Genomic DNA, 18,317 nt, shown 5'->3' with positions numbered 1-18,317 from the left:
GGTTTCTCGAACAGGTTATGCAGAAAGAGATTTAAGTGATAACACACTGGAGAATGTAAAAGCAGATTTTTCGCTACATTTTAAGCCCTTCGATAATGATATTGAAATTATTGCAACACACAAACTGGGTCTTGGTAACACGATTTATCAAGGAGCGAACCGCTACAGATTAGAGAATTTTTACATGCAGCAAACAAAATTGGAAGTTACTGGTAAGAACTTCTTTGTTCGTGGCTACATGACTACTGAAGATGCAGGTGATTCTTACGATATGCGTTTTGCTGCATGGAATATTAACCGCTTAGCTAAAGATAATACAGCTTGGTTTACAGACTACGCTACAGCATTTTTACAATCGCAAATTGCTCTGGGCTTTAATGCGGAGCAAGCAGCAGGTTTTGCACGAGGATTTGCAGACAATAACATTAACGGAACGCCACTACCATTAACACCAAGTGGAAATCCGCGATTTCAACCAGGTTCGGCTGCCTTTCAAAACGCTTTAGAAACCGTGAAGCAAGATGCCGATTTCACTACTGGTGCGAAATTTAAAGACAACTCAAGGATTTATCATTCCGATGCAAATTACAACTTTAGAGATATTATCAAATTTGCAGAAATCCAAGTAGGGGGTTCATTCAGAAGATATTCCTTGAATTCAGACGGAACCATCTTTACAGACTACGACGGTCCAATTGAATACGATGAGTACGGTGCCTACATGCAAGTTCAGAAGAAATTCTTAGAAGATCGATTGAAGTTCACGGGATCTATTCGTTATGATAAATCTGAATTATTTGAAGGTCAGTATTCTCCAAGAGTTTCATTTGTTTATTCAGCTGGAGAGAAAAAGAATCACAACTTCCGAACTTCATTCCAAACCGGTTTCCGAAATCCAACAACTCAGGATTTGTTCATTGGTTTAAATTTAGGTCCGTTCGCATTGATTGGTTCGGCTGCTGAGAATTTGGATCGATATGTTGAAACGCTTCCCGTGAGCCAAAATGCTCAAAACACGCTTGGGCAGCCAAGTACTGTTACACTTTCTGGAGGCAACGCTTATACTAATGCGTATACCGTTCAATCTGTACAGGCATTTGCAGCGTCACAAAACCCAGCAGACTTACGTGTAGCAAATATTAGCTTAGTGAAACCAGAGCAAGTAAAAGCATTTGAAGTCGGATACAAATCAGCTTTAGATAACGGTTTATCAGTTGATATCAATGCATACTACAACTTGTATAACGATTTCTTGAGTACCTCACGTGTAATCACGCCTTACTATGGTATTGCTGGCGAGAATTCTGCAGACCCACAAGTGCAGTTGTCTTATGCTGCTTTAGCGAACGGCGACCGTCGTGTTTATCAAGTTTACTCTAACTCTGCAACCGACATTTCATCGTTTGGCTTTGGTCTAGGAGTGTCTAAGAAAATCTACAAAGATTTTGAATTCGGATTGAATTACAACCATGCACAGTTCGAGTTCGATCAAGCAAAAGATCCGTCTTTTATTGCTGGATTTAACACGCCAAGACACCGTGCTAAAGCGAATATCGGAAACGACAAATTGTTTAAAAACTTTGGATTCAATGTTAATGCAAGATGGTCGGATGAGTATTTGTGGCAGTCGTCTTTTGCCGATGGTGTTATTCCTTCGATGACAGTTTTCGATGCACAAGTGTCTTACAAGATTCCAGCTATTAAATCAGTATTAAAATTAACAGCGTCGAATATTGGCGGTGGCGATTATTTACAAGTAGTTGGAGCAGGTCGTATCGGTCAGACGTATTTAGCTTCTTTAACCATTAATCCTTAAAATCGAAAAATCATGATAAAAAATATTAAATGGATGTTTTTTGCTTCATTGATTGCTGTATCGTGCACGCAAGATGAAGTAAATTACGATGAAGTTGAGCCAGAAGTAATCGTAAGTGCGGGCGATGCAGATTTCAGTAAATACGTCGCTTTAGGTAACTCTTTAACCGCAGGATTCTCCGATGGAGCTTTATTCATTGCGGGTCAGAATAATGCCTATCCAAAACTAATGGCAGATCAGTTCGCACAAGCTGGTGGAGGTTCATTTACCATTCCTCTAATGAATGACAATTTTGGAGGACTACTTTTGGGCGGAACTCCTATTCAAGGTGTTCGATTGATTTTCAACGGTTCTGCACCGGTTCCGCTTCCTGGGGCGGCACCAACTACAGAGATTATTACACCGCTTACCGGTCCGTTCAACAACTTAGGAGTACCGGGCGCTAAGAGTTTCCACTTATTGGCAAACGGCTACGGCAATGTTGCAGGAGTAGCAGCTGGCTTGGCAAATCCTTATTTTGTACGCTTTGCTTCAAGTCCTTCTACATCAATTGTTGCGGATGCTGTGGCACAAAATCCAACGTTTTTTTCGTTGTGGATTGGAAATAACGACGTTTTATCTTATGCTACTTCAGGTGGTACGGGTACCAATCAGCTCGGAAACTTAAATCCAGCGACCTATGGTGGTAACGACATCACAGATCCTACTGTTTTCGCAACTGTGTATTCAAATCTAGTTAATGCGTTAACAGCAAATGGTGCAAAAGGAGTTGTTGCCAATATTCCGTACGTCAATTCAGTTCCGTTTTTTACAACTGTGCCAACAAACCCAATTGCTGCAAATTTAATTCCCGCGGCTAGTTCAACACAGTTAAATCAATTGTTTGGCGCAATAAATCAAATTACTACTGCAACAGGACAGCCGAACCGTTTTGTTACTTTAGTTTCAGATGACGGCAATCCAGCGACAGTAGAGCCAAATAATCCATTACTAATTATAGATGAAAGCTTACCAAGCTTGTCTGCCGAAATTACTGCTGTTCTTACTCCTGTTTTAGGTACACAAACTGCGGCATTCTTAGGCGGATTGTACGGTCGTGCACGCCACGCTCGTAACACAGCGGGAAATAGCGATTTTATTTTGTTAACCACACGTTCGGTTATTGGAACCAACCAAGCGGGTGTTCCTGCGCCTTTCAACGTAAATGGTATTTCGTATCCTTTGCAAGACAGCAGAGTATTAACTGCCGACGAAGTAGCTCAGGTTAAAACGGCTACCGATGCTTATAATGCTTCTATTAAAGCTATTGCTGATGAAAAATCTTTAGCTTTTGTCGATGCAAATGCACTGTTAACACAATTGTCGACCACTGGAATTCGTTTTGGTAATTTCCATATGACATCGAGCTTTGTACAAGGTGGTGCGTTCGGTCTAGATGGTATTCACTTGACCGCACGCGGTAACGCTTATATTGCTAACAAGTTTATGGAAGCAATTTCTGCGCAGTACAATTCAGTATTTAAGATGTATAAGCCTGAACAGTTCCCATTGAGCTATCCGGCTATATTGCCATAAAAAGTTTATACTTTTAAACAACCGCCGACCAACATCGGCGGTTTTTTTGTGCGTATTTCTGACATTTCAAATCATTCTTTAATAAATCGCCAAAAACCAACAGTTTTTTTATTCAACTATTGTTGATTATGTATTTTAAAAAATTATCTTTGCACTCGAAAATTTAGGGCAATTGTGCCTTCTTTTTTCGAACATAACAGACTAAAAATTAATACTTAAGTATGTCTAAAGTAATAGGTAAAGTTGCCCAGATTATCGGACCGGTTGTCGACGTTGCGTTCAGCGGGAAAGATGTTGAGTTGCCAAAAATCTACGACTCACTCGAAATCACTAAAAAAGATGGTACCGTTTTGGTGTTAGAAGTTCAATCGCACATTGGTGAAAATACCGTTAGAACCATTTCGATGGATTCTACCGACGGTTTGAGCCGCGGCTACGAAGTGGTAGGTACAGGCGCGCCAATCCAAATGCCAATCGGACAAGACATCTACGGACGTTTGTTCAACGTGATCGGAGATGCAATCGACGGTCTTGGAAACTTGCCAAAAGAAGGTGCTAACGGAATGCCAATTCACAGAGCAGCACCAAAATTCGAAGATCTATCCACTTCATCTGAAGTGCTTTTCACCGGTATTAAAGTTATCGACCTTATCGAACCTTATGCAAAAGGTGGAAAAATCGGTTTGTTCGGTGGTGCAGGTGTTGGTAAAACAGTATTGATTCAAGAATTGATCAACAACATCGCAAAAGGACACGGTGGTTTATCTGTGTTTGCTGGTGTAGGTGAGCGTACACGTGAAGGAAACGACTTACTACGCGAGATGCTTGAGTCTGGAATTATCAAATACGGCGAAGAATTCATGCACTCTATGGAAAATGGAGGTTGGGATTTGAGCAAAGTAGATAAAGTAGGCATGCGTGAATCAAAAGCAACATTCGTGTTCGGTCAGATGAACGAGCCACCTGGAGCTCGTGCACGTGTTGCCCTATCTGGATTATCAATCGCTGAGTATTTCCGCGATGGCGCTGGAACAGATCAAGGTAAAGACGTTCTTTTCTTCGTTGATAACATCTTCCGTTTTACACAAGCAGGTTCTGAGGTATCGGCACTTCTTGGACGTATGCCATCAGCGGTAGGTTACCAACCAACGTTAGCCACTGAAATGGGTGCTATGCAAGAGCGTATCACGTCTACAAATAAAGGTTCTATTACATCGGTACAAGCGGTTTACGTTCCTGCGGATGACTTAACCGACCCGGCACCGGCAACCACCTTTGCACACTTAGATGCAACTACAGTATTGTCTCGTAAAATTGCCGAGTTAGGTATTTATCCAGCGGTAGATCCACTAGATTCTACTTCACGTATCCTTACTCCACATATCCTTGGCGATGAGCACTACAACTGTGCACAACGCGTAAAAGAGATTCTTCAGAAGTACAAGCAATTGCAAGACATTATCGCGATTCTTGGTATGGAAGAACTTTCAGAAGAAGATAAATTGGCAGTTTCGAGAGCGCGTCGTGTACAACGTTTCTTGTCACAACCGTTCCACGTAGCTGAGCAGTTTACCGGTATTCCTGGAGTTTTGGTTGACATCAAAGATACTATCAAAGGATTTAACATGATTATCGATGGCGAGCTCGATCACCTTCCAGAAGCTGCTTTCAACTTGAAAGGAACTATCGAAGACGTAATTGAAGCGGGTCAAAAAATGCTTGCAGAAGCTTAATCTATAGATTCATGCATATAGAAATCGTATCTCCTGAAGCTACATTATTCACCGGCGAAGCAAATTCAGTTACGCTTCCAGGTGTCGATGGTTCGTTTCAGATTTTGAATAACCACGCGCCAATTGTAGCCGTGTTGCAAAGCGGGCAGGTAAAAATCGCCGCGCCTAGTTTTGCACTTTCAAAAGAAGCAGAATCAAAATTCACGAAGTTAGACGCGCAAACACTTGGTTTGCAAATCAACAGCGGAACAATCGAAATGAACAACAACAAGGTTATTATCTTAGTCGACTAAAACCTTAACGTTCGTCAAATACCAAAGCCGTGAGAAATCGCGGCTTTTTTTGTGCCTTGTAACCCAAATTCTGTTAGCTTTACATGTAACACATTCAAATATGTCGTTTTAACCAGAATTGCTCGTTTCAAAACAAACGTATGCGAGGTAAGATTATGTATTTGCGCGTGCTGCTGTAATTATTAAACTTTAGTCCGTATGAAGAAAGTCCTGCTCCTCATCACACTTCTGGCCACTTTATTTGCATCCGCACAATCTGCCGGAGATAAAAAGTTTACGGTTTCCGCAAACTATTCGTTCACGAACGATATTAAACCTTTTTTGCAACCTATAAGCGTAACGGCGAGTTATAACGTTTTGGATTTTAATGGTATCGATTTATCGACAGGGCTACGGGCGTTTTACGTTAGGTCTGATGCAAAGCCTAATTATTCTGACAAGTTTGCACTCAACCCTCATTTTATAGCCTCGAAGAGCTTGCTAGACGATAAAATGGCTGTTTATGGCAGTGTTGGCTATTACTACGATACCTTCAACTTCGAAACCACACCGTTATTTAACATCGATCCGATGATCAAAAGAAAGTTAAGCACTCATGGCGCAACAGCCTCGTTAGGTGGGCGTTATTTTGTGCTACCCAACCTCTTTTTTGATGCTAACGCCACATTTATTTTTGCCAACACTAAATCTGAAAACAACGTTAAGTTAGATGCCAATAACACCTTACTTCAACTAGGTATAGGAGTTGCATTTTAACACGAAAATTGCCGTTAGGTACAGTGTTTAGGCTGCCTTATCGCGCTTTACACTGCAACTCCGCGGCGGCACAAATGGTTTTACACGCAGCGCAGCGGCTTCTTGGGTCGCCTCTGCTTTGCTGCAAAACTACATTTGTTCCACCTTGCGGGGTTTTCGTTTCAATCGCGGGCAGGAAAAGTCGTCCTGAAAATTCAGTGATTCGAAAGCTAAAAAGTAAACGTTTATCGAAATTGTTTTTTCTTTGCTAGAAATTTATTTTATGACACAAAATCGTTTAGCATCGGCACTTGCATTAATGGGTAGCTTCATTTTATTTTTGAGCCAAACTCCTATCGCAATTGAGATTCGTGCGATTATCACCGTAATTTTGGCTGTCGTTGTAACAGTATTGTTTTATTTTTATAAAATTAGAGCCAACAATCAAAGCACAACTATTAGCAAGGCCAGATTAAATGTGTTATACTTATTCGTAGGAATTAGTTTTTTAATTGGACTTTACAGTCTTCTAATTTTATAATCGTTTACTCAAACTCGTTTAATCCGTACAAGATTTCTTTCATTTTGCTGCCGTTTATCTCTACAGGTTTGTAGGCTACATTAAACTTGTTAATCGCTACATCAATATCGGCGCGCATTTTCTGAAACTCCGACGGCAATTTGGTTTCGCAACGTTGGGCATTTTCGTAACTGTTCAAAATTATCCGAAACTTCTCGTAAAATTTGCCGCCCTGATCAATAAAAACATTGTACTGATTGATGAATTGCAACAGTCGATCAACCGGAAATTCGATGTTTACTTGCATTTTGTATTGTGCACTTCCTTGAGCAGTTTTCATCTTAGCCAGGTACTCCTCCATTTTTTGGGTTAGCGCGTCCCAGTCGTCGTTGGCGCGACATTTTTCGAGTGTTTCGCTGTAGTTTACGGGTTTGGTGTAGTCTTTAAAAAGCACTTCAATTTCTTGTTTAATACGCGAATTCGACGTAGTTAAATAGGCCGTTTCGAAATAAATCGTGTTTAAATCGTTTTGCATGCGCAACGTAAAATCGAGTATGCATTCGATGTTGGTAAGTTCCTTTTCTTTTTCTTCTTTGTTGAGGTTCGAACTAATCATATTCGTAAAGGTATTTACCAGAGAAACCACCGGATTAGTTGCTAAAACTGTGCTCAAATCGACATTGTTTTTCTTGTCGCGCTTCGAGCTGATGTAATCGCGTAGTTTTTGATACTCGGCGTACTGCGTTGGATTCGATATTTTATGAATCTCGCCCAAGGTTCTCACTGAAGCGAAATGATGGTCGAGACTCAGCACTTTCTCGTACAACAAACGTATGATTTGAACGCCTTTCAAATAGCGTATTTTGGAAATATCGAATTGCAGTTCGGCGATGACGCGTTTTTTTTTAATGCGCAGCAACTCGTTTGCTTTTAAATAGTGCACGATATTTTGGTTATTGGTTTCCACAACGAGCTGTCTCGAAATATAATCGATTTCTAAATTTATGCTTTTGAGTTCTAAGGCACTTTGATGTAAGCGCTGTTCCAATGCCAGATTGAGTTCGGCAACGGCTGTTTGAAGCTCGTTTGCGGCTCCAGGAAGCACGTAAAATAGCGTGGCGGCAAACAGCAACGGCTTCATGGCGCGGTGGTTCTAACGGGTTTAAAATCGATGGTAATCTTGAAGCTACTAGATTGCATCGGATAGTTACCTGCGGGTACTAGCAAATCTCTGCTGCCTCGATTTTTATCGAATAGGATTGCAGGAACGGTTATTTTTTCTTCTTGAACAAACAGATTTACATCTTTTGTAAACAAGTTGTTTTGCCTGTAAATGCTTTGTTTCTCCATATCGGGAAGGGTTTCTAGGTCAATTACGAGTCGAATGGTACCGTTTTCGAGTTCGTACAGTACAGCGTTTTTTGTAGCAATTGTAGCTGCCGAAAAGCTGCAAATACCGCGACCGCCGAAACAACCGCCGTTTTCACTGGCGTAACGACCAAAACTTACGTTTACGGGAACTCCGGAATCTTGTGCAGAGCTATGATGGAAATGAATTGAGAAAAAGAGCAAGAGAATCCTTGCAAGAGCAGGTGTTTTCATGGCGTGTAAAATTAAATTGGCTTATATTCGGGTAAAGTTAATGGCTTTTTTGCAGTTGCGATTACGGAAAAACCGTAATTTTTGCACTAATTTTCGGTAACGATTGCCCGCGTTAGGGGGCGGCAGCGGTAGCCCACAGCTGTGGAGCAATAGCGGAGCAGCGAGGACTAAAGCAGAGCACCCGGCGCCGCAGTTACTTTTTTTATTGTATCAACGAAACGCCGGCGGCGCAACGCCCAACTAAAAAAATGATTGAAATAGAACGAAAATTTCGAGTTACCCACTTAGATTGTTTGCAATTTGCGCAGCGTTCGTATCGTATTTCGCAGGGTTATTTAAGTACCGATCCGGCGCGTACTGTGCGCGTTCGAACCAAAGACAGCAGCGGTTTTCTGACCATTAAAGGCAGTTCGTCGAGCGATGGATCGAGTAGGTACGAGTGGGAAAAGGAAATTCCGGTAGACGATGCGCTGGAGCTTTTAAAACTTTGCCTTCCGGAGCCAATTTATAAGGTTCGGCATTTAATTCCGGCGGGAAAACACACGTACGAGATAGATGTATTTGAAGGAGCGAATGCTGGTTTGGTGATTGCAGAAATTGAGTTGGAACGTGCCGATGAGCCTTTTGATCGTCCCGATTGGTTGGGTGAAGAAGTTACCGGCGATGCACGATTTTACAATGCTTTTATTGCTGAAAACCCGTTTAATACTTGGTAAATTCTACTCAGTTTTTTAGTTGAGAATGTAAATGTCGGCTTTAAGAATGCCGATAGACGTTGATTCGGCAATTTCCAGGAACGCGCTTTTAGACAAATCGAGTTCGCGACTTTTTTTAGCGGGCCCGCGGTCGGTAATTGTTACCACAACCGATTTTCCGTTTTTGGTATTTACTACTTTAAGTTTGGTTCCGAACGCGAGTGTGCGGTGCGCCGCTGTTTTTTCTTTTTGGCGAAATGTGCTGCCGGAAGCGGTTCGTTTTCCTTCGAAAGAATCGGCATAAAAACTAATTTCTGCCTGTGATTTAAGTAGGTTTTGTTTGCTTTTGGAAGCTCCACAACCAAAAAGCAGCAAAGCAAGACTGCAAATTAGAAGCCATTGCGCCCTGCGCATTATTCGATTATTTCTTCGATGGTTACTTTAAGCGATCCGCCGTAACGTGAGGAAGCAATATCCATGAATGCGCGTTTGGATAGGTCGATGTCGCGTCCGCGGGTGAAAGGTCCGCGGTCGTTAACCACCACGACAACTGATTTTTTGTTGACCTCGTTAGTAACGCGCAGTTTAGTTCCGAAAGGTAATTTTCGGTGTGCCGCAGTGTATTTGTTGTTGTCGAATCGTTTTCCACTAGCGGTTCGTCGGCCGTTAAACTTATCGGCGTAGTACGAAGCGTGTGCGTTTTTCTTGAACAACTTGTATTTCACTTTTTTCGAAAGTGAATCTGCTTTCTTAACCGTGTCTTGTTGTACGCGAGTTTGCGTCACGACTTTTTTAGGCTTAGGAGCAGGTTTGTCGAAGCTAGCCACAGCAAATAATGTAGCAGCCGTGGTGAGCAATAGGTATACTAGTTTTAATTTCATAAAATACAGGTTAGTGCAGGCAGGGTTTTAAAACCAAAGTTGCCAAGGGATTCTTGTTAAAATCAGCACTAAACCTAATCCGTAGAAAAGCAAGAAATTTTTGAAGATAGCTCCACTGTCAGTCATCTTTTTGTGTCTCGACCAGCCTATGGTAATCAAAACGATAGCGATAATATTTGTTAGCGGATGTTCTAGTGCTGTTAATCGTAAGCTGGCGTCTTGCATTTGGCTAAGTGCTGCTTTTCCGATTGGCGAAACAAACCAAAGTACTAATCCTAAAAGCAATTGCACATGTGAAGCAATTAAAGCAAAGAGTGCTAATTTGCGGTCTTTGTCTGAAAAAGCTTTAGCGTTTGCGGTACTCATTACTGCGTTTAAAACGGTGAAGAATAATACAATTAGGACGATATAAGCCCAGCCAGAATGTGCGTGTTGCAAGAAATTATACATAGTTGTTTCGATGTTTGTAAGGGTAAATATATAGAAAATGTCGCTTAAAACCTAAGTTTACCTTTTGTCGAGGTAGTATGAAACCAGCGAAGCCGTCGATCCGTCGTGTTTTTTAGCTGTTTTTCCGTCGAATTCATCTAGTATTGAATTAGCGAGTTGTTTTCCTAATTCAACGCCCCATTGGTCGTAACTAAAGATGTTCCAAATAACTCCTTGAACAAAAATTTTGTGTTCGTACATGGCTATCAAAGCGCCGAGCGCATGTGGCGTAAGCTGGTCGATTAGAATGGTATTGGTAGGGCGGTTGCCTGAAAATACTTTGAAAGGTTTCAAGAACGCCGCCTTTTCTGGATTCATTTGTGCTTGATCGAATTCGTCTTGAACTGTTTCAGCTGTTTTCCCATTTAATAGTGCTTCGGTTTGTGCGAAGAAATTCGACATGAGTTTATCGTGGTGGTCTTGCAATCCGTGACAGGATTTAACGAAGCCGATAAAGTCTGTTGGAATGAGTTTCGTTCCTTGATGCAGCAATTGGAAGAAAGCGTGTTGCGAGTTGGTGCCGGGCTCGCCCCAAATTATGGTACCGGTTTGGTAGTCGATTGGGTTTCCGGAACGATCAACGCTTTTTCCGTTACTTTCCATGATTCCTTGCTGTAAATATGGCGCTAATTTTTGCAGGTATTGGGTGTAGGGAATTAGCGCTTCGGATTCGGCGCCGTAAAAGTTGTTGTACCAAACGGTTAACAAGGCTAGTACAACGGGAATGTTTTCATGGAAATCGCTGTCGCGGAAATGTTTGTCCATTTCGCCCGCACCAGTTAGCAACTCTTCGAAATTATCGAAACCAACGGCAAGTGCAATGGTAAGTCCGACGGCGCTCCATAACGAGAATCGGCCACCAACCCAGTCCCACATTGGGAAGATGTTTTCTGAGGAAATTCCGAATGCCGTTACTTTTTCGATGTTGGTGGAAACCGCCACAAAATGTTTGGCGATATCCGCGGATGTGCCGTGGTTTAAAAACCAATTTTGTGCTGTGGTTGCATTTGCGAGCGTTTCCTGCGTGGTAAATGTTTTTGAAACTATTACAAAAAGTGTGGTTTCTGGATTTAGTTTTTTGAGCACTTCCTGCACATGATCTCCGTCGACGTTAGAGATAAAATGCGTGTTTAGGTGGTTTTTGTAGTACACGAGTGCATCAACAACCATTGCCGGCCCGAGGTCGGAACCTCCAATACCGATATTAACTACGTCTGTAAAGGTTTTTCCGGTGTATCCGCGCGCTTCGCCAGAAATAATCGATTGGCAAAAACGAGCCATTTGATTTTTTACTTGTTGGATCTCGGGAATGATGTCAACCCCATTTAAAAGAACAGGTTTTTGGTCGATGCTTCGCAAAGCAGTGTGTAATACAGCTCTACTTTCGGTTTCATTGATGGCCTCTCCATTGAAATACGATTTAATTGCATCGGAAAGTTTGCACGATTTAGCTAAGTCGAGTAGCAAAGTCATGGTTTCGAGCGTGATTCGATTTTTAGAATAATCAACTAAAAATTCTTTCCACTGAATGCGAAACTTGGCAGCGCGATCGGCGTCGGATTCAAATAATCCTTTGATATTGTGCGTATTTCCTTCGTTGAAATGATTCTGAAGGTTCGACCAAGCTTGCGTAGTTAATGGATTAACTTTATGAAGTGCCATTTTAAAAAATTTTGTCGCAAATTTAGAATATTAACATCTATAAAAGATTTTAAATTCGCAGCTTTAACGAGTGATTTATGAAATTTAAACAACTGTTTATCGTTTTGGTGCTGTTGTTGTTCGTAACGAACAGCTTCGGACAGAAAATTGGGTTTATCCAGCGCGCCCAACACCGTATTTCGGCAGATTTAACGCCGTTGAAAAAAGCGTGGGAGTTGGCATTAACAAACCAAAATCGAGTTGCAGAATTGGTTCATTTTGAAATCGAATCTGGTTTAGACCCAACTGTAAACAAAACATTTTACGTGCTCACAGCGCTGAGCAAAGACCGTAAAATAAAAGTGTATGCCCCGCTTAAAAATGTCGGTGGAAATTTATCAATCGCGGGTAAAGACATGCCGTTATCTACAGTAGTTTTTATTGAAACCGAACAAACTTCGAAAGTTAAAATCGACAACAATACTTGGCAATGCGAGCGTGTCGATCAGGCAACTTGTTCTCCAACGGTTCTTATCGAGTAGCGATTTTTACTTTTGCAACGCTGTCGAGTTCGCGTTTTAGTGGTTCGATGGTTTTTAGGAAACGTTCGCGGTATTTTTTGTCCATTGGTTCTGCATTGGGTAGTCGTAAACGCAGCGGATCTACTTGAACGTTATTGACCCAAAAGCGGTAACACACGTGTGGTCCGGTGGCCAAACCTGTACTTCCCACTTTTCCGATAACCTGGCCTTGAGAAACCGATTGGCCGCGACGAACTAATATCTTCGACATGTGCAGATACTGCGTACTGTACGTTCGGTTGTGGCGTACTTTTACAAAATTACCGTTACCGGCAGTATAACCCGTTTTTTCTACAACTCCAGCTGCTGTCGACATAATCGGAGTTCCATGAGGCGCAGCGTAATCGGTGCCTTTATGTGCTTTCCAGGTTAATTGAACGGGGTGAAACCTACTTTTCGCGAATCGGCTTGTTATGTTAATGAACTTTAACGGCGCTTTTAAGAACATGTTTTTGAGCGGTTTTCCTTCTTCGTCGTAGTATTCCACTTTCGTGGAAAGGGAATCGCGCTTAAACGGAAAGGCATAAATTAATTTTCCTTTGTATTCGAAAAACGCAGCGTCGAGTGAAGCCACACCGTCGTAGATCGAATCGTTGATGTAGCGTTCTTTGAAGGTTATCGCAAAACGGTCGCCTTTTTGAAGTTTAAAGAAGTCGATTGACCAGGCATATACTTGTGAGATTTCGGTTGCCAGTGCGGGATTCACCTTTTCTTTGGCAAGCATTTCAGACAGAGAACCGTTTAATTCTGCGGCAATTGTCCGGCGTTTGATGGTAACTGGACGTTTTTTTCGTTCGGCGTAAACCGAATCACCGAAGTGGACTACGAAATATTCAGATGGGTCGGGTTCGTAAATCAAAGCTCGTACTTTTTTAGTACTGTCTTTTGTGCGGAGAATGGTGTATGTTTTTCCGAAACGGATTTTCCGAATATCGAAGGAGTCTTTAATTTTTTCGACGATTTCGTGGATTTTCAACGTGCCAATATTTTCTTTTTCGAGAATAGAGCCAAAGTTATCTCCCGGCTTTAAGGTGTCGCGGGTGATGTTGTAATCGTTGAGTTTAAACCCGTAATCGAAAATGGGTTTTTCAGGTTTGGGTGCTGCTTTTTTGGCAACTACCTCGTCTTTACAAGACACCAATAGTGCCGCGAAAAGTGCGGATAACCATATTAAGAATTTGAATTTCATGCGCCAACTCCCCAGTTTTCTAATTCTTCTGCCGACCACAATTCGGGGAAGAAAATACGACGTTGATGTTTTGGGTGCATGTATTTTTTCCAATCGCTACCGCCTGTGGCTTCGGTTCGTCCTTGCCCGCTGTCGATGTATTTCATTGCGGTTCGCAAGTGCCCCATAGTCCATTTGATGTTTACGGTTGAGTCGTAATGGCGCATAGCTGCTATCAGGTCCGGATTTTTGCGATCTTCCTCAGGCAGAAGTGTGAAACGTTTCCAGATGTTTCGTTGGTTGTAGTATTCCATTTTTTCAAGAAATAGCGATTTATACTTTTTCTCAAATTCTTGAATTAAATACGACTTTTTATTTGTGGAATAATCTTTACCAGCGGCTTGCCAATACAAATGTTCGAGTGCGTGTTCGTAGGGTGTGTTTCGGTTTATGGAAACGCGAAAACGGTCGTCGATTAGATTGATCAAGTCGGTAGATCCGAATTCAATAATGCGGTATTGTGCACTTTGGAAACCACTTGCTGGTGCGAGCGTGTTTCTGAATTTCATGTATTGGCTCACTTCCATGCCATCGCCCATGATGGTAAATGATGTGGTAAGCATATCGAAATAGCGGCTGATTCGCATCAGACGTTCGGTAAAAAATGAAGTGGTAAGCGATTCTGCGGCAGCAAGCTGATCTATTTCCCAGAGAATCATTTTGAATAGTAATTCGTTAACTTGATGGTACATGATAAAAACCATCTCGTCGGGTAGCGAAGTGCGTTGGGTTTGTAGGGAAAGTAAGGCGTCGGTCTGAATGTAGTCCCAGTAGGTTAAAGGCTTTGAGTAAAGTAAACCTTCGAGATGCATTTCGGGTTTTAAACCGAGCGCTTCAAAGCGTTCTTCTATGCTTTTGTGCAGTGGGTCGGTATCGGTTTGGTTCATTAAGATTTAACTTTAACTTTAAAAGGATGTTTAAGTCCTCTAAAACCTTCCAAGTCTGCTTTTAAAGAACCAACAGCCAAGCTTGCCTTGATTCGTACAGGAATTTTGTTGGCATCGTCTGAGATCCAAACGGTTAAACTCTCTTGCTCTTTAAATACGCGACCGGCTTGAACGAACGGTCTGAAGATCATGGTTGGAATCGTGCCAAATTTAGTCTTAATATCTTCCCGACCCATAAATTTCAGCTTAAATTTCGTGGTTTCGTCGTCGAAAAACATATCGATAGCAATGTATTCGCCAACTTTTAAACTGTTTATCGACGGATGATTGCGCAAATAATAAAAAGTTGATAATATGTCTTGCGCATTTTCAGGGACGGCAAAAGTTTTCTCAGTTTTTTTTCGGTAATCTTTGACAACGACTTTATCGGTACTGCGGTTAAAGAACCCTTCTTGGTCTTTTTTGTAACCCCCTTCGTCTATTTTTCTTACGAATTGATACGGATTACCAGTAACTTTATCGATGTACGTTTCGTAGTTGTCTTGAACTTTGAAGAATAGTTTAGACAAGCCTGTGGTATATCCTTTGCCAACTGCGTGATATACTTTCTTGTTATTTATTACTGCATCTTTTACTTCTAAAGTTGCATAACCAGCAGTTACGATTCCGTAGTGGACATGGAATTTAAAGTATTCCCCGGTTTCAAATGCGCCATCGGGTTGGGCCGTAAAACTCGTTAGAACGAACAACAGCAGTAAAGCGATCACTTTTTTCATGATGATTTTTTAAGTTTCGAAACAAAACTTTACAAAAGTTATTCCAAACTTAAGAAAACAAAAAAACCCAGCCAAAAAGACTGAGTTTTAATGCTATTAACCAACCAAAACTATAAATTATGAAATTTATATAAAACTCCGGGAACCACCCCATCGTTTTCAGGTACAAAGATACGGTGCGCGTTCCTTTAACCAAAACATTTTGAGGGTTTAACAAATAATTGACAATAAATCAATCTAAAAACCCTGTTTTTTTAAGAATTTGTTAAAGTTATAGCGTTCCTCTTTTAGCTTGTTCACGTTCAATTGATTCGAACAACGCTTTAAAATTTCCGGCACCAAATCCTCTTGCGCCCATTCTTTGAATGATTTCAAAAAATAGTGTCGGACGGTCTTGAACTGGTTTTGTGAATATTTGCAGAAGATATCCTTCTTCGTCGGCATCGATCATGATGGCCAAGTTTTCCAAGGTGTTGATGTCTTCTTTCATCACATTCATGTGTTCGCCTAAACGTTCTGGGATGGCTTCGTAGTAAGCTTTTGGCGGTGGCGATAAGAATTCAACGCCGCGTTTTCTCAATTCGCTTACCGTGGAAATGATGTCGTCGGTAGCGATGGCAATGTGTTGTACACCCGGACCGCCGTAAAAGTCTAGATATTCTTCAATTTGCGAACGTTTTTTGCCTTCGGCAGGTTCGTTGATTGGGAATTTGATGCGTCCGTTGCCGTTCGACATTACTTTACTCATCAAAGCACTGTATTCGGTATTGATTTGCTTGTCGTCGAATGAAAGGAAATTTACGAATCCCATGACGTCTTCGTACCATTTAACCCAAGTGTTCATTTCCCCCCAGCCCACGTTTCCAACCATGTGATCGATGTATTTTAGGCCGGTAGACTCTGGTTTGTAATCGGATTCCCAGGTTTGATAACCGGGCAAGAAAATACCTTTGTAGTTCTTGCGCTCCACGAAAATGTGAACGGTTTCGCCGTAGGTATAAATTCCGGAGCGAATTACAGTTCCGAATTCGTCTTCTTCAACGGTGGGTTCCATGAAGGGTTTTGCACCTCGTTTTGTTGTTTCGATGTACGCTGAAGTGGCATCATCCACCCAAAGTGCCACGACCTTCACACCGTCGCCGTGCTTACGTAGGTGATCGTTTATGGGCGAATCGGCGGTGAGTGGCGTTGTTAACACCAATCTTATTTTGTCTTGTTTAAGCACGTACGACGCACGGTCTTTGACGCCGGTTTCTAAGCCCGCATACGCCAACGATTGGTATCCGAAAGCAGTTTTGTAGTAGTGCGCAGCTTGTTTTGCATTTCCTACATAAAGTTCCACGTAATCGGTACCAAGAAGAGGTAAAAAGTCTTGTGCGCCTTCAAATATTTTTTCGAGTCCGTATTCTACGGATTTAATTTCTTTACTCATGTTTATTCGGTTTTGGTGCCCTAGCCCGGATTGCAGCGGCTATCCTTTTTGGGCTTAGGCGAAATTTTTAATTATAGCGGGCTGTTGCCCAAAAAGATAATAGCGGAAAGCCGGATTAGCTCCTAATCAACCCAACTTTTATAATACTTTCCGTCGTCTATTCCCATAGCTTCTTCGGTAACCATTAATGGCCTGAAAGTATCAACCATTACGGCTAATTCGGCGGTTTCGGTTTGTCCGATGCTGCGTTCCATAGCGCCTGGTGCGGGTCCGTGCGGAATTCCTTTCGGGTGCAAGGTAATGTGTCCTTGTTCGATGTTATTTCGGCTCATAAAGTCGCCATCCACGTAATACAAAACTTCATCCGAGTCGATGTTACTGTGGTTGTAAGGTGCGGGAATGGCTTGCGGATGGTAATCGTACAAACGCGGACAAAACGAGCAAACCACAAAAGTTGCCGTTTCGAAAGTTTGGTGTACGGGTGGCGGTTGGTGTACGCGGCCGGTAATTGGTTCGAAGTTGTGAATGCTAAAGGCGTACGGAAAATTGTAGCCGTCCCAGCCAACTACATCGAAGGGATGTGTGGCGTAAACCAATTCGTGCATCATGCCTTCTTTTTTGATTTTCACGATGAAATCGCCTTTTTGATCGTACGATTCAAGCTCGGTTGGGAGTTTGAAGTCGCGTTCGCAGAACGGGCTGTGCTCAAGGTGTTGTCCCGACTGGTTTTTATAGCGTTTTGGTGTGTAGAAAGGCGTATACGATTCGACATAGAACAAGCGATTGTCGGTGGTGTCGAATTGTATTTGGTAAATCATGCCTCTCGGAATGATGAGGTAATCGCCGTATTCAAAAGGGATATTTCCCATCATGGTGCGTAAAGTGCCTTTTCCTTTGTGGATGAAAATCATTTCATCGGCGTCGGCATTTTTGTAGAAGTATGAGGTAAGTGATTCTTGCGGAGCGGCAAGTCCGATGATGCAATCTCTGTTGAGAAGCATGGCTTTTCGGCTCTCGAGGAAATCGACGGTTGGTTTAAGGTCGAAACCTTTAAGCAAGAGCGATTTGATGTTTTTTTCGATGGCAATTTTAGGTTGCACATCGTATGATTTCAGGATTTCCTTTACTTGCGTTGGTCTGTGAATGTGATAGAGTAGGGAGGAATGTCCGTGAAATCCTTCGGTTCCGAACAATTGTTCGTAGTAGTAGCCGCCGTTGGGTTTCTCGAAAGTTACGTGGCGTTTTTGTGGAAAAGTTCCGAGTTTGTGATAAATAGGCATAGTGATGAAATTTTAATTCTGTAAATAATTTTCGAACAGAAGAAAAACATCATTCCGGATTTCGCTTAATCAGGAATTTGAGTAAAATCGGTAAACAAAGCCATTGATTCATCAATACAAATATCTAAAAAAAATCCGGGCTAAATACGACCC

18 protein-coding genes and 1 pseudogene are annotated in these 18,317 nt (G+C 41.9%); 8 read left to right on the top strand and 11 right to left on the bottom strand.

What is annotated here, in order from left to right; all coding sequences use genetic code 11:
* The 6 genes and pseudogenes from ACOVQQ_RS02540 to ACOVQQ_RS02515 form a co-directional block, all read left to right on the top strand.
* Positions 1-1,816: pseudogene (locus tag ACOVQQ_RS02540) on the top strand (hypothetical protein); the annotation flags it as partial.
* 12 nt (positions 1,817-1,828) lie between these two features.
* Positions 1,829-3,391, top strand: coding sequence for a G-D-S-L family lipolytic protein (locus tag ACOVQQ_RS02535; protein WP_421816799.1), 1,563 nt, complete (start codon positions 1,829-1,831; stop codon positions 3,389-3,391).
* A gap of 221 nt (positions 3,392-3,612) precedes the next feature.
* Positions 3,613-5,124 carry a F0F1 ATP synthase subunit beta gene (atpD, locus tag ACOVQQ_RS02530; RefSeq protein WP_298145134.1) on the top strand — a complete coding sequence of 504 codons (1,512 nt, stop codon included), beginning with the start codon at positions 3,613-3,615 and terminating at the stop codon, positions 5,122-5,124.
* A gap of 11 nt (positions 5,125-5,135) precedes the next feature.
* Positions 5,136-5,417 carry a F0F1 ATP synthase subunit epsilon gene (locus tag ACOVQQ_RS02525; RefSeq protein WP_094485735.1) on the top strand — a complete coding sequence of 94 codons (282 nt, stop codon included), beginning with the start codon at positions 5,136-5,138 and terminating at the stop codon, positions 5,415-5,417.
* A 198-nt stretch (positions 5,418-5,615) separates the two neighbouring features.
* Positions 5,616-6,173 (top strand): hypothetical protein, encoded by a 558-nt coding sequence (locus ACOVQQ_RS02520; RefSeq protein WP_421816798.1) that lies wholly within the window; start codon positions 5,616-5,618, stop codon positions 6,171-6,173.
* Between the two features lie 262 nt (positions 6,174-6,435).
* Positions 6,436-6,693, top strand: a complete 258-nt coding sequence (locus tag ACOVQQ_RS02515) for a hypothetical protein (RefSeq protein WP_421816797.1) — start codon at positions 6,436-6,438, stop codon at positions 6,691-6,693.
* Positions 6,694-6,697: 4 nt separating this feature from the next.
* Here ACOVQQ_RS02515 and ACOVQQ_RS02510 read toward each other — a convergent pair whose 3' ends face one another.
* A complete protein-coding gene (locus ACOVQQ_RS02510; protein WP_421816796.1) occupies positions 6,698-7,813 on the bottom strand; it encodes a hypothetical protein in 1,116 nt (371 codons plus the stop codon).
* Entirely contained in the window at positions 7,810-8,274 is a 465-nt protein-coding gene (locus ACOVQQ_RS02505; protein ID WP_421816795.1) for a hypothetical protein, read from the bottom strand. The genes ACOVQQ_RS02510 and ACOVQQ_RS02505 overlap by 4 nt, the downstream gene beginning before the upstream one ends.
* Positions 8,275-8,522: 248 nt before the next feature.
* On the opposite strand from ACOVQQ_RS02505, the gene ACOVQQ_RS02500 reads away from it, so the two are divergent.
* The gene (locus ACOVQQ_RS02500; protein ID WP_421816794.1) at positions 8,523-8,990 is read left to right on the top strand and encodes a CYTH domain-containing protein; all 468 of its coding nucleotides are present in this window, start codon (positions 8,523-8,525) and stop codon (positions 8,988-8,990) included.
* 15 nt (positions 8,991-9,005) lie between these two features.
* On the opposite strand, the gene ACOVQQ_RS02495 is transcribed toward ACOVQQ_RS02500, so the two are convergent.
* From ACOVQQ_RS02495 to pgi, 4 genes are read right to left on the bottom strand one after another with little or no spacing between them, the layout of a single operon-like run.
* Entirely contained in the window at positions 9,006-9,383 is a 378-nt protein-coding gene (locus ACOVQQ_RS02495) for a septal ring lytic transglycosylase RlpA family protein (RefSeq protein WP_421816793.1), read from the bottom strand.
* The gene (locus ACOVQQ_RS02490) at positions 9,383-9,850 is read right to left on the bottom strand and encodes a septal ring lytic transglycosylase RlpA family protein (protein ID WP_421816792.1); all 468 of its coding nucleotides are present in this window, start codon (positions 9,848-9,850) and stop codon (positions 9,383-9,385) included. The genes ACOVQQ_RS02495 and ACOVQQ_RS02490 overlap by 1 nt, the downstream gene beginning before the upstream one ends.
* A 27-nt stretch (positions 9,851-9,877) precedes the next feature.
* Positions 9,878-10,300, bottom strand: coding sequence for a hypothetical protein (locus tag ACOVQQ_RS02485; protein ID WP_094485743.1), 423 nt, complete (start codon positions 10,298-10,300; stop codon positions 9,878-9,880).
* 57 nt (positions 10,301-10,357) lie between these two features.
* A complete protein-coding gene (gene pgi, locus ACOVQQ_RS02480; RefSeq protein WP_421816791.1) occupies positions 10,358-12,001 on the bottom strand; it encodes a glucose-6-phosphate isomerase in 1,644 nt (547 codons plus the stop codon).
* 77 nt (positions 12,002-12,078) lie between these two features.
* On the opposite strand from pgi, the gene ACOVQQ_RS02475 reads away from it, so the two are divergent.
* Positions 12,079-12,522 (top strand): hypothetical protein, encoded by a 444-nt coding sequence (locus ACOVQQ_RS02475; protein ID WP_421816790.1) that lies wholly within the window; start codon positions 12,079-12,081, stop codon positions 12,520-12,522.
* On the opposite strand, the gene ACOVQQ_RS02470 is transcribed toward ACOVQQ_RS02475, so the two are convergent.
* The 5 genes from ACOVQQ_RS02470 to ACOVQQ_RS02450 form a co-directional block, all read right to left on the bottom strand.
* Positions 12,512-13,750: a peptidoglycan DD-metalloendopeptidase family protein gene (locus ACOVQQ_RS02470; RefSeq protein ID WP_421816789.1), complete on the bottom strand. Its 1,239-nt coding sequence runs from the start codon at positions 13,748-13,750 to the stop codon at positions 12,512-12,514. The genes ACOVQQ_RS02475 and ACOVQQ_RS02470 overlap by 11 nt on opposite strands.
* A complete protein-coding gene (locus tag ACOVQQ_RS02465; protein WP_421816788.1) occupies positions 13,747-14,676 on the bottom strand; it encodes a tryptophan 2,3-dioxygenase family protein in 930 nt (309 codons plus the stop codon). Before ACOVQQ_RS02465 ends, ACOVQQ_RS02470 begins: the two co-directional genes overlap by 4 nt.
* Entirely contained in the window at positions 14,676-15,452 is a 777-nt protein-coding gene (locus ACOVQQ_RS02460) for a DUF3108 domain-containing protein (protein WP_421816787.1), read from the bottom strand. Before ACOVQQ_RS02460 ends, ACOVQQ_RS02465 begins: the two co-directional genes overlap by 1 nt.
* 271 nt (positions 15,453-15,723) lie before the next feature.
* Positions 15,724-16,884 carry a 4-hydroxyphenylpyruvate dioxygenase gene (gene hppD / locus ACOVQQ_RS02455; protein WP_094485749.1) on the bottom strand — a complete coding sequence of 387 codons (1,161 nt, stop codon included), beginning with the start codon at positions 16,882-16,884 and terminating at the stop codon, positions 15,724-15,726.
* A gap of 122 nt (positions 16,885-17,006) precedes the next feature.
* Positions 17,007-18,164: a homogentisate 1,2-dioxygenase gene (locus ACOVQQ_RS02450; protein WP_421816786.1), complete on the bottom strand. Its 1,158-nt coding sequence runs from the start codon at positions 18,162-18,164 to the stop codon at positions 17,007-17,009.
* Positions 18,165-18,317: the final 153 nt, after the last annotated feature.

It is taken from the genome of Flavobacterium sp. (assembly GCF_049240005.1).
Classification (GTDB): domain Bacteria; phylum Bacteroidota; class Bacteroidia; order Flavobacteriales; family Flavobacteriaceae; genus Flavobacterium.
This window is presented reverse-complemented; position numbering and strand designations above follow the sequence as displayed.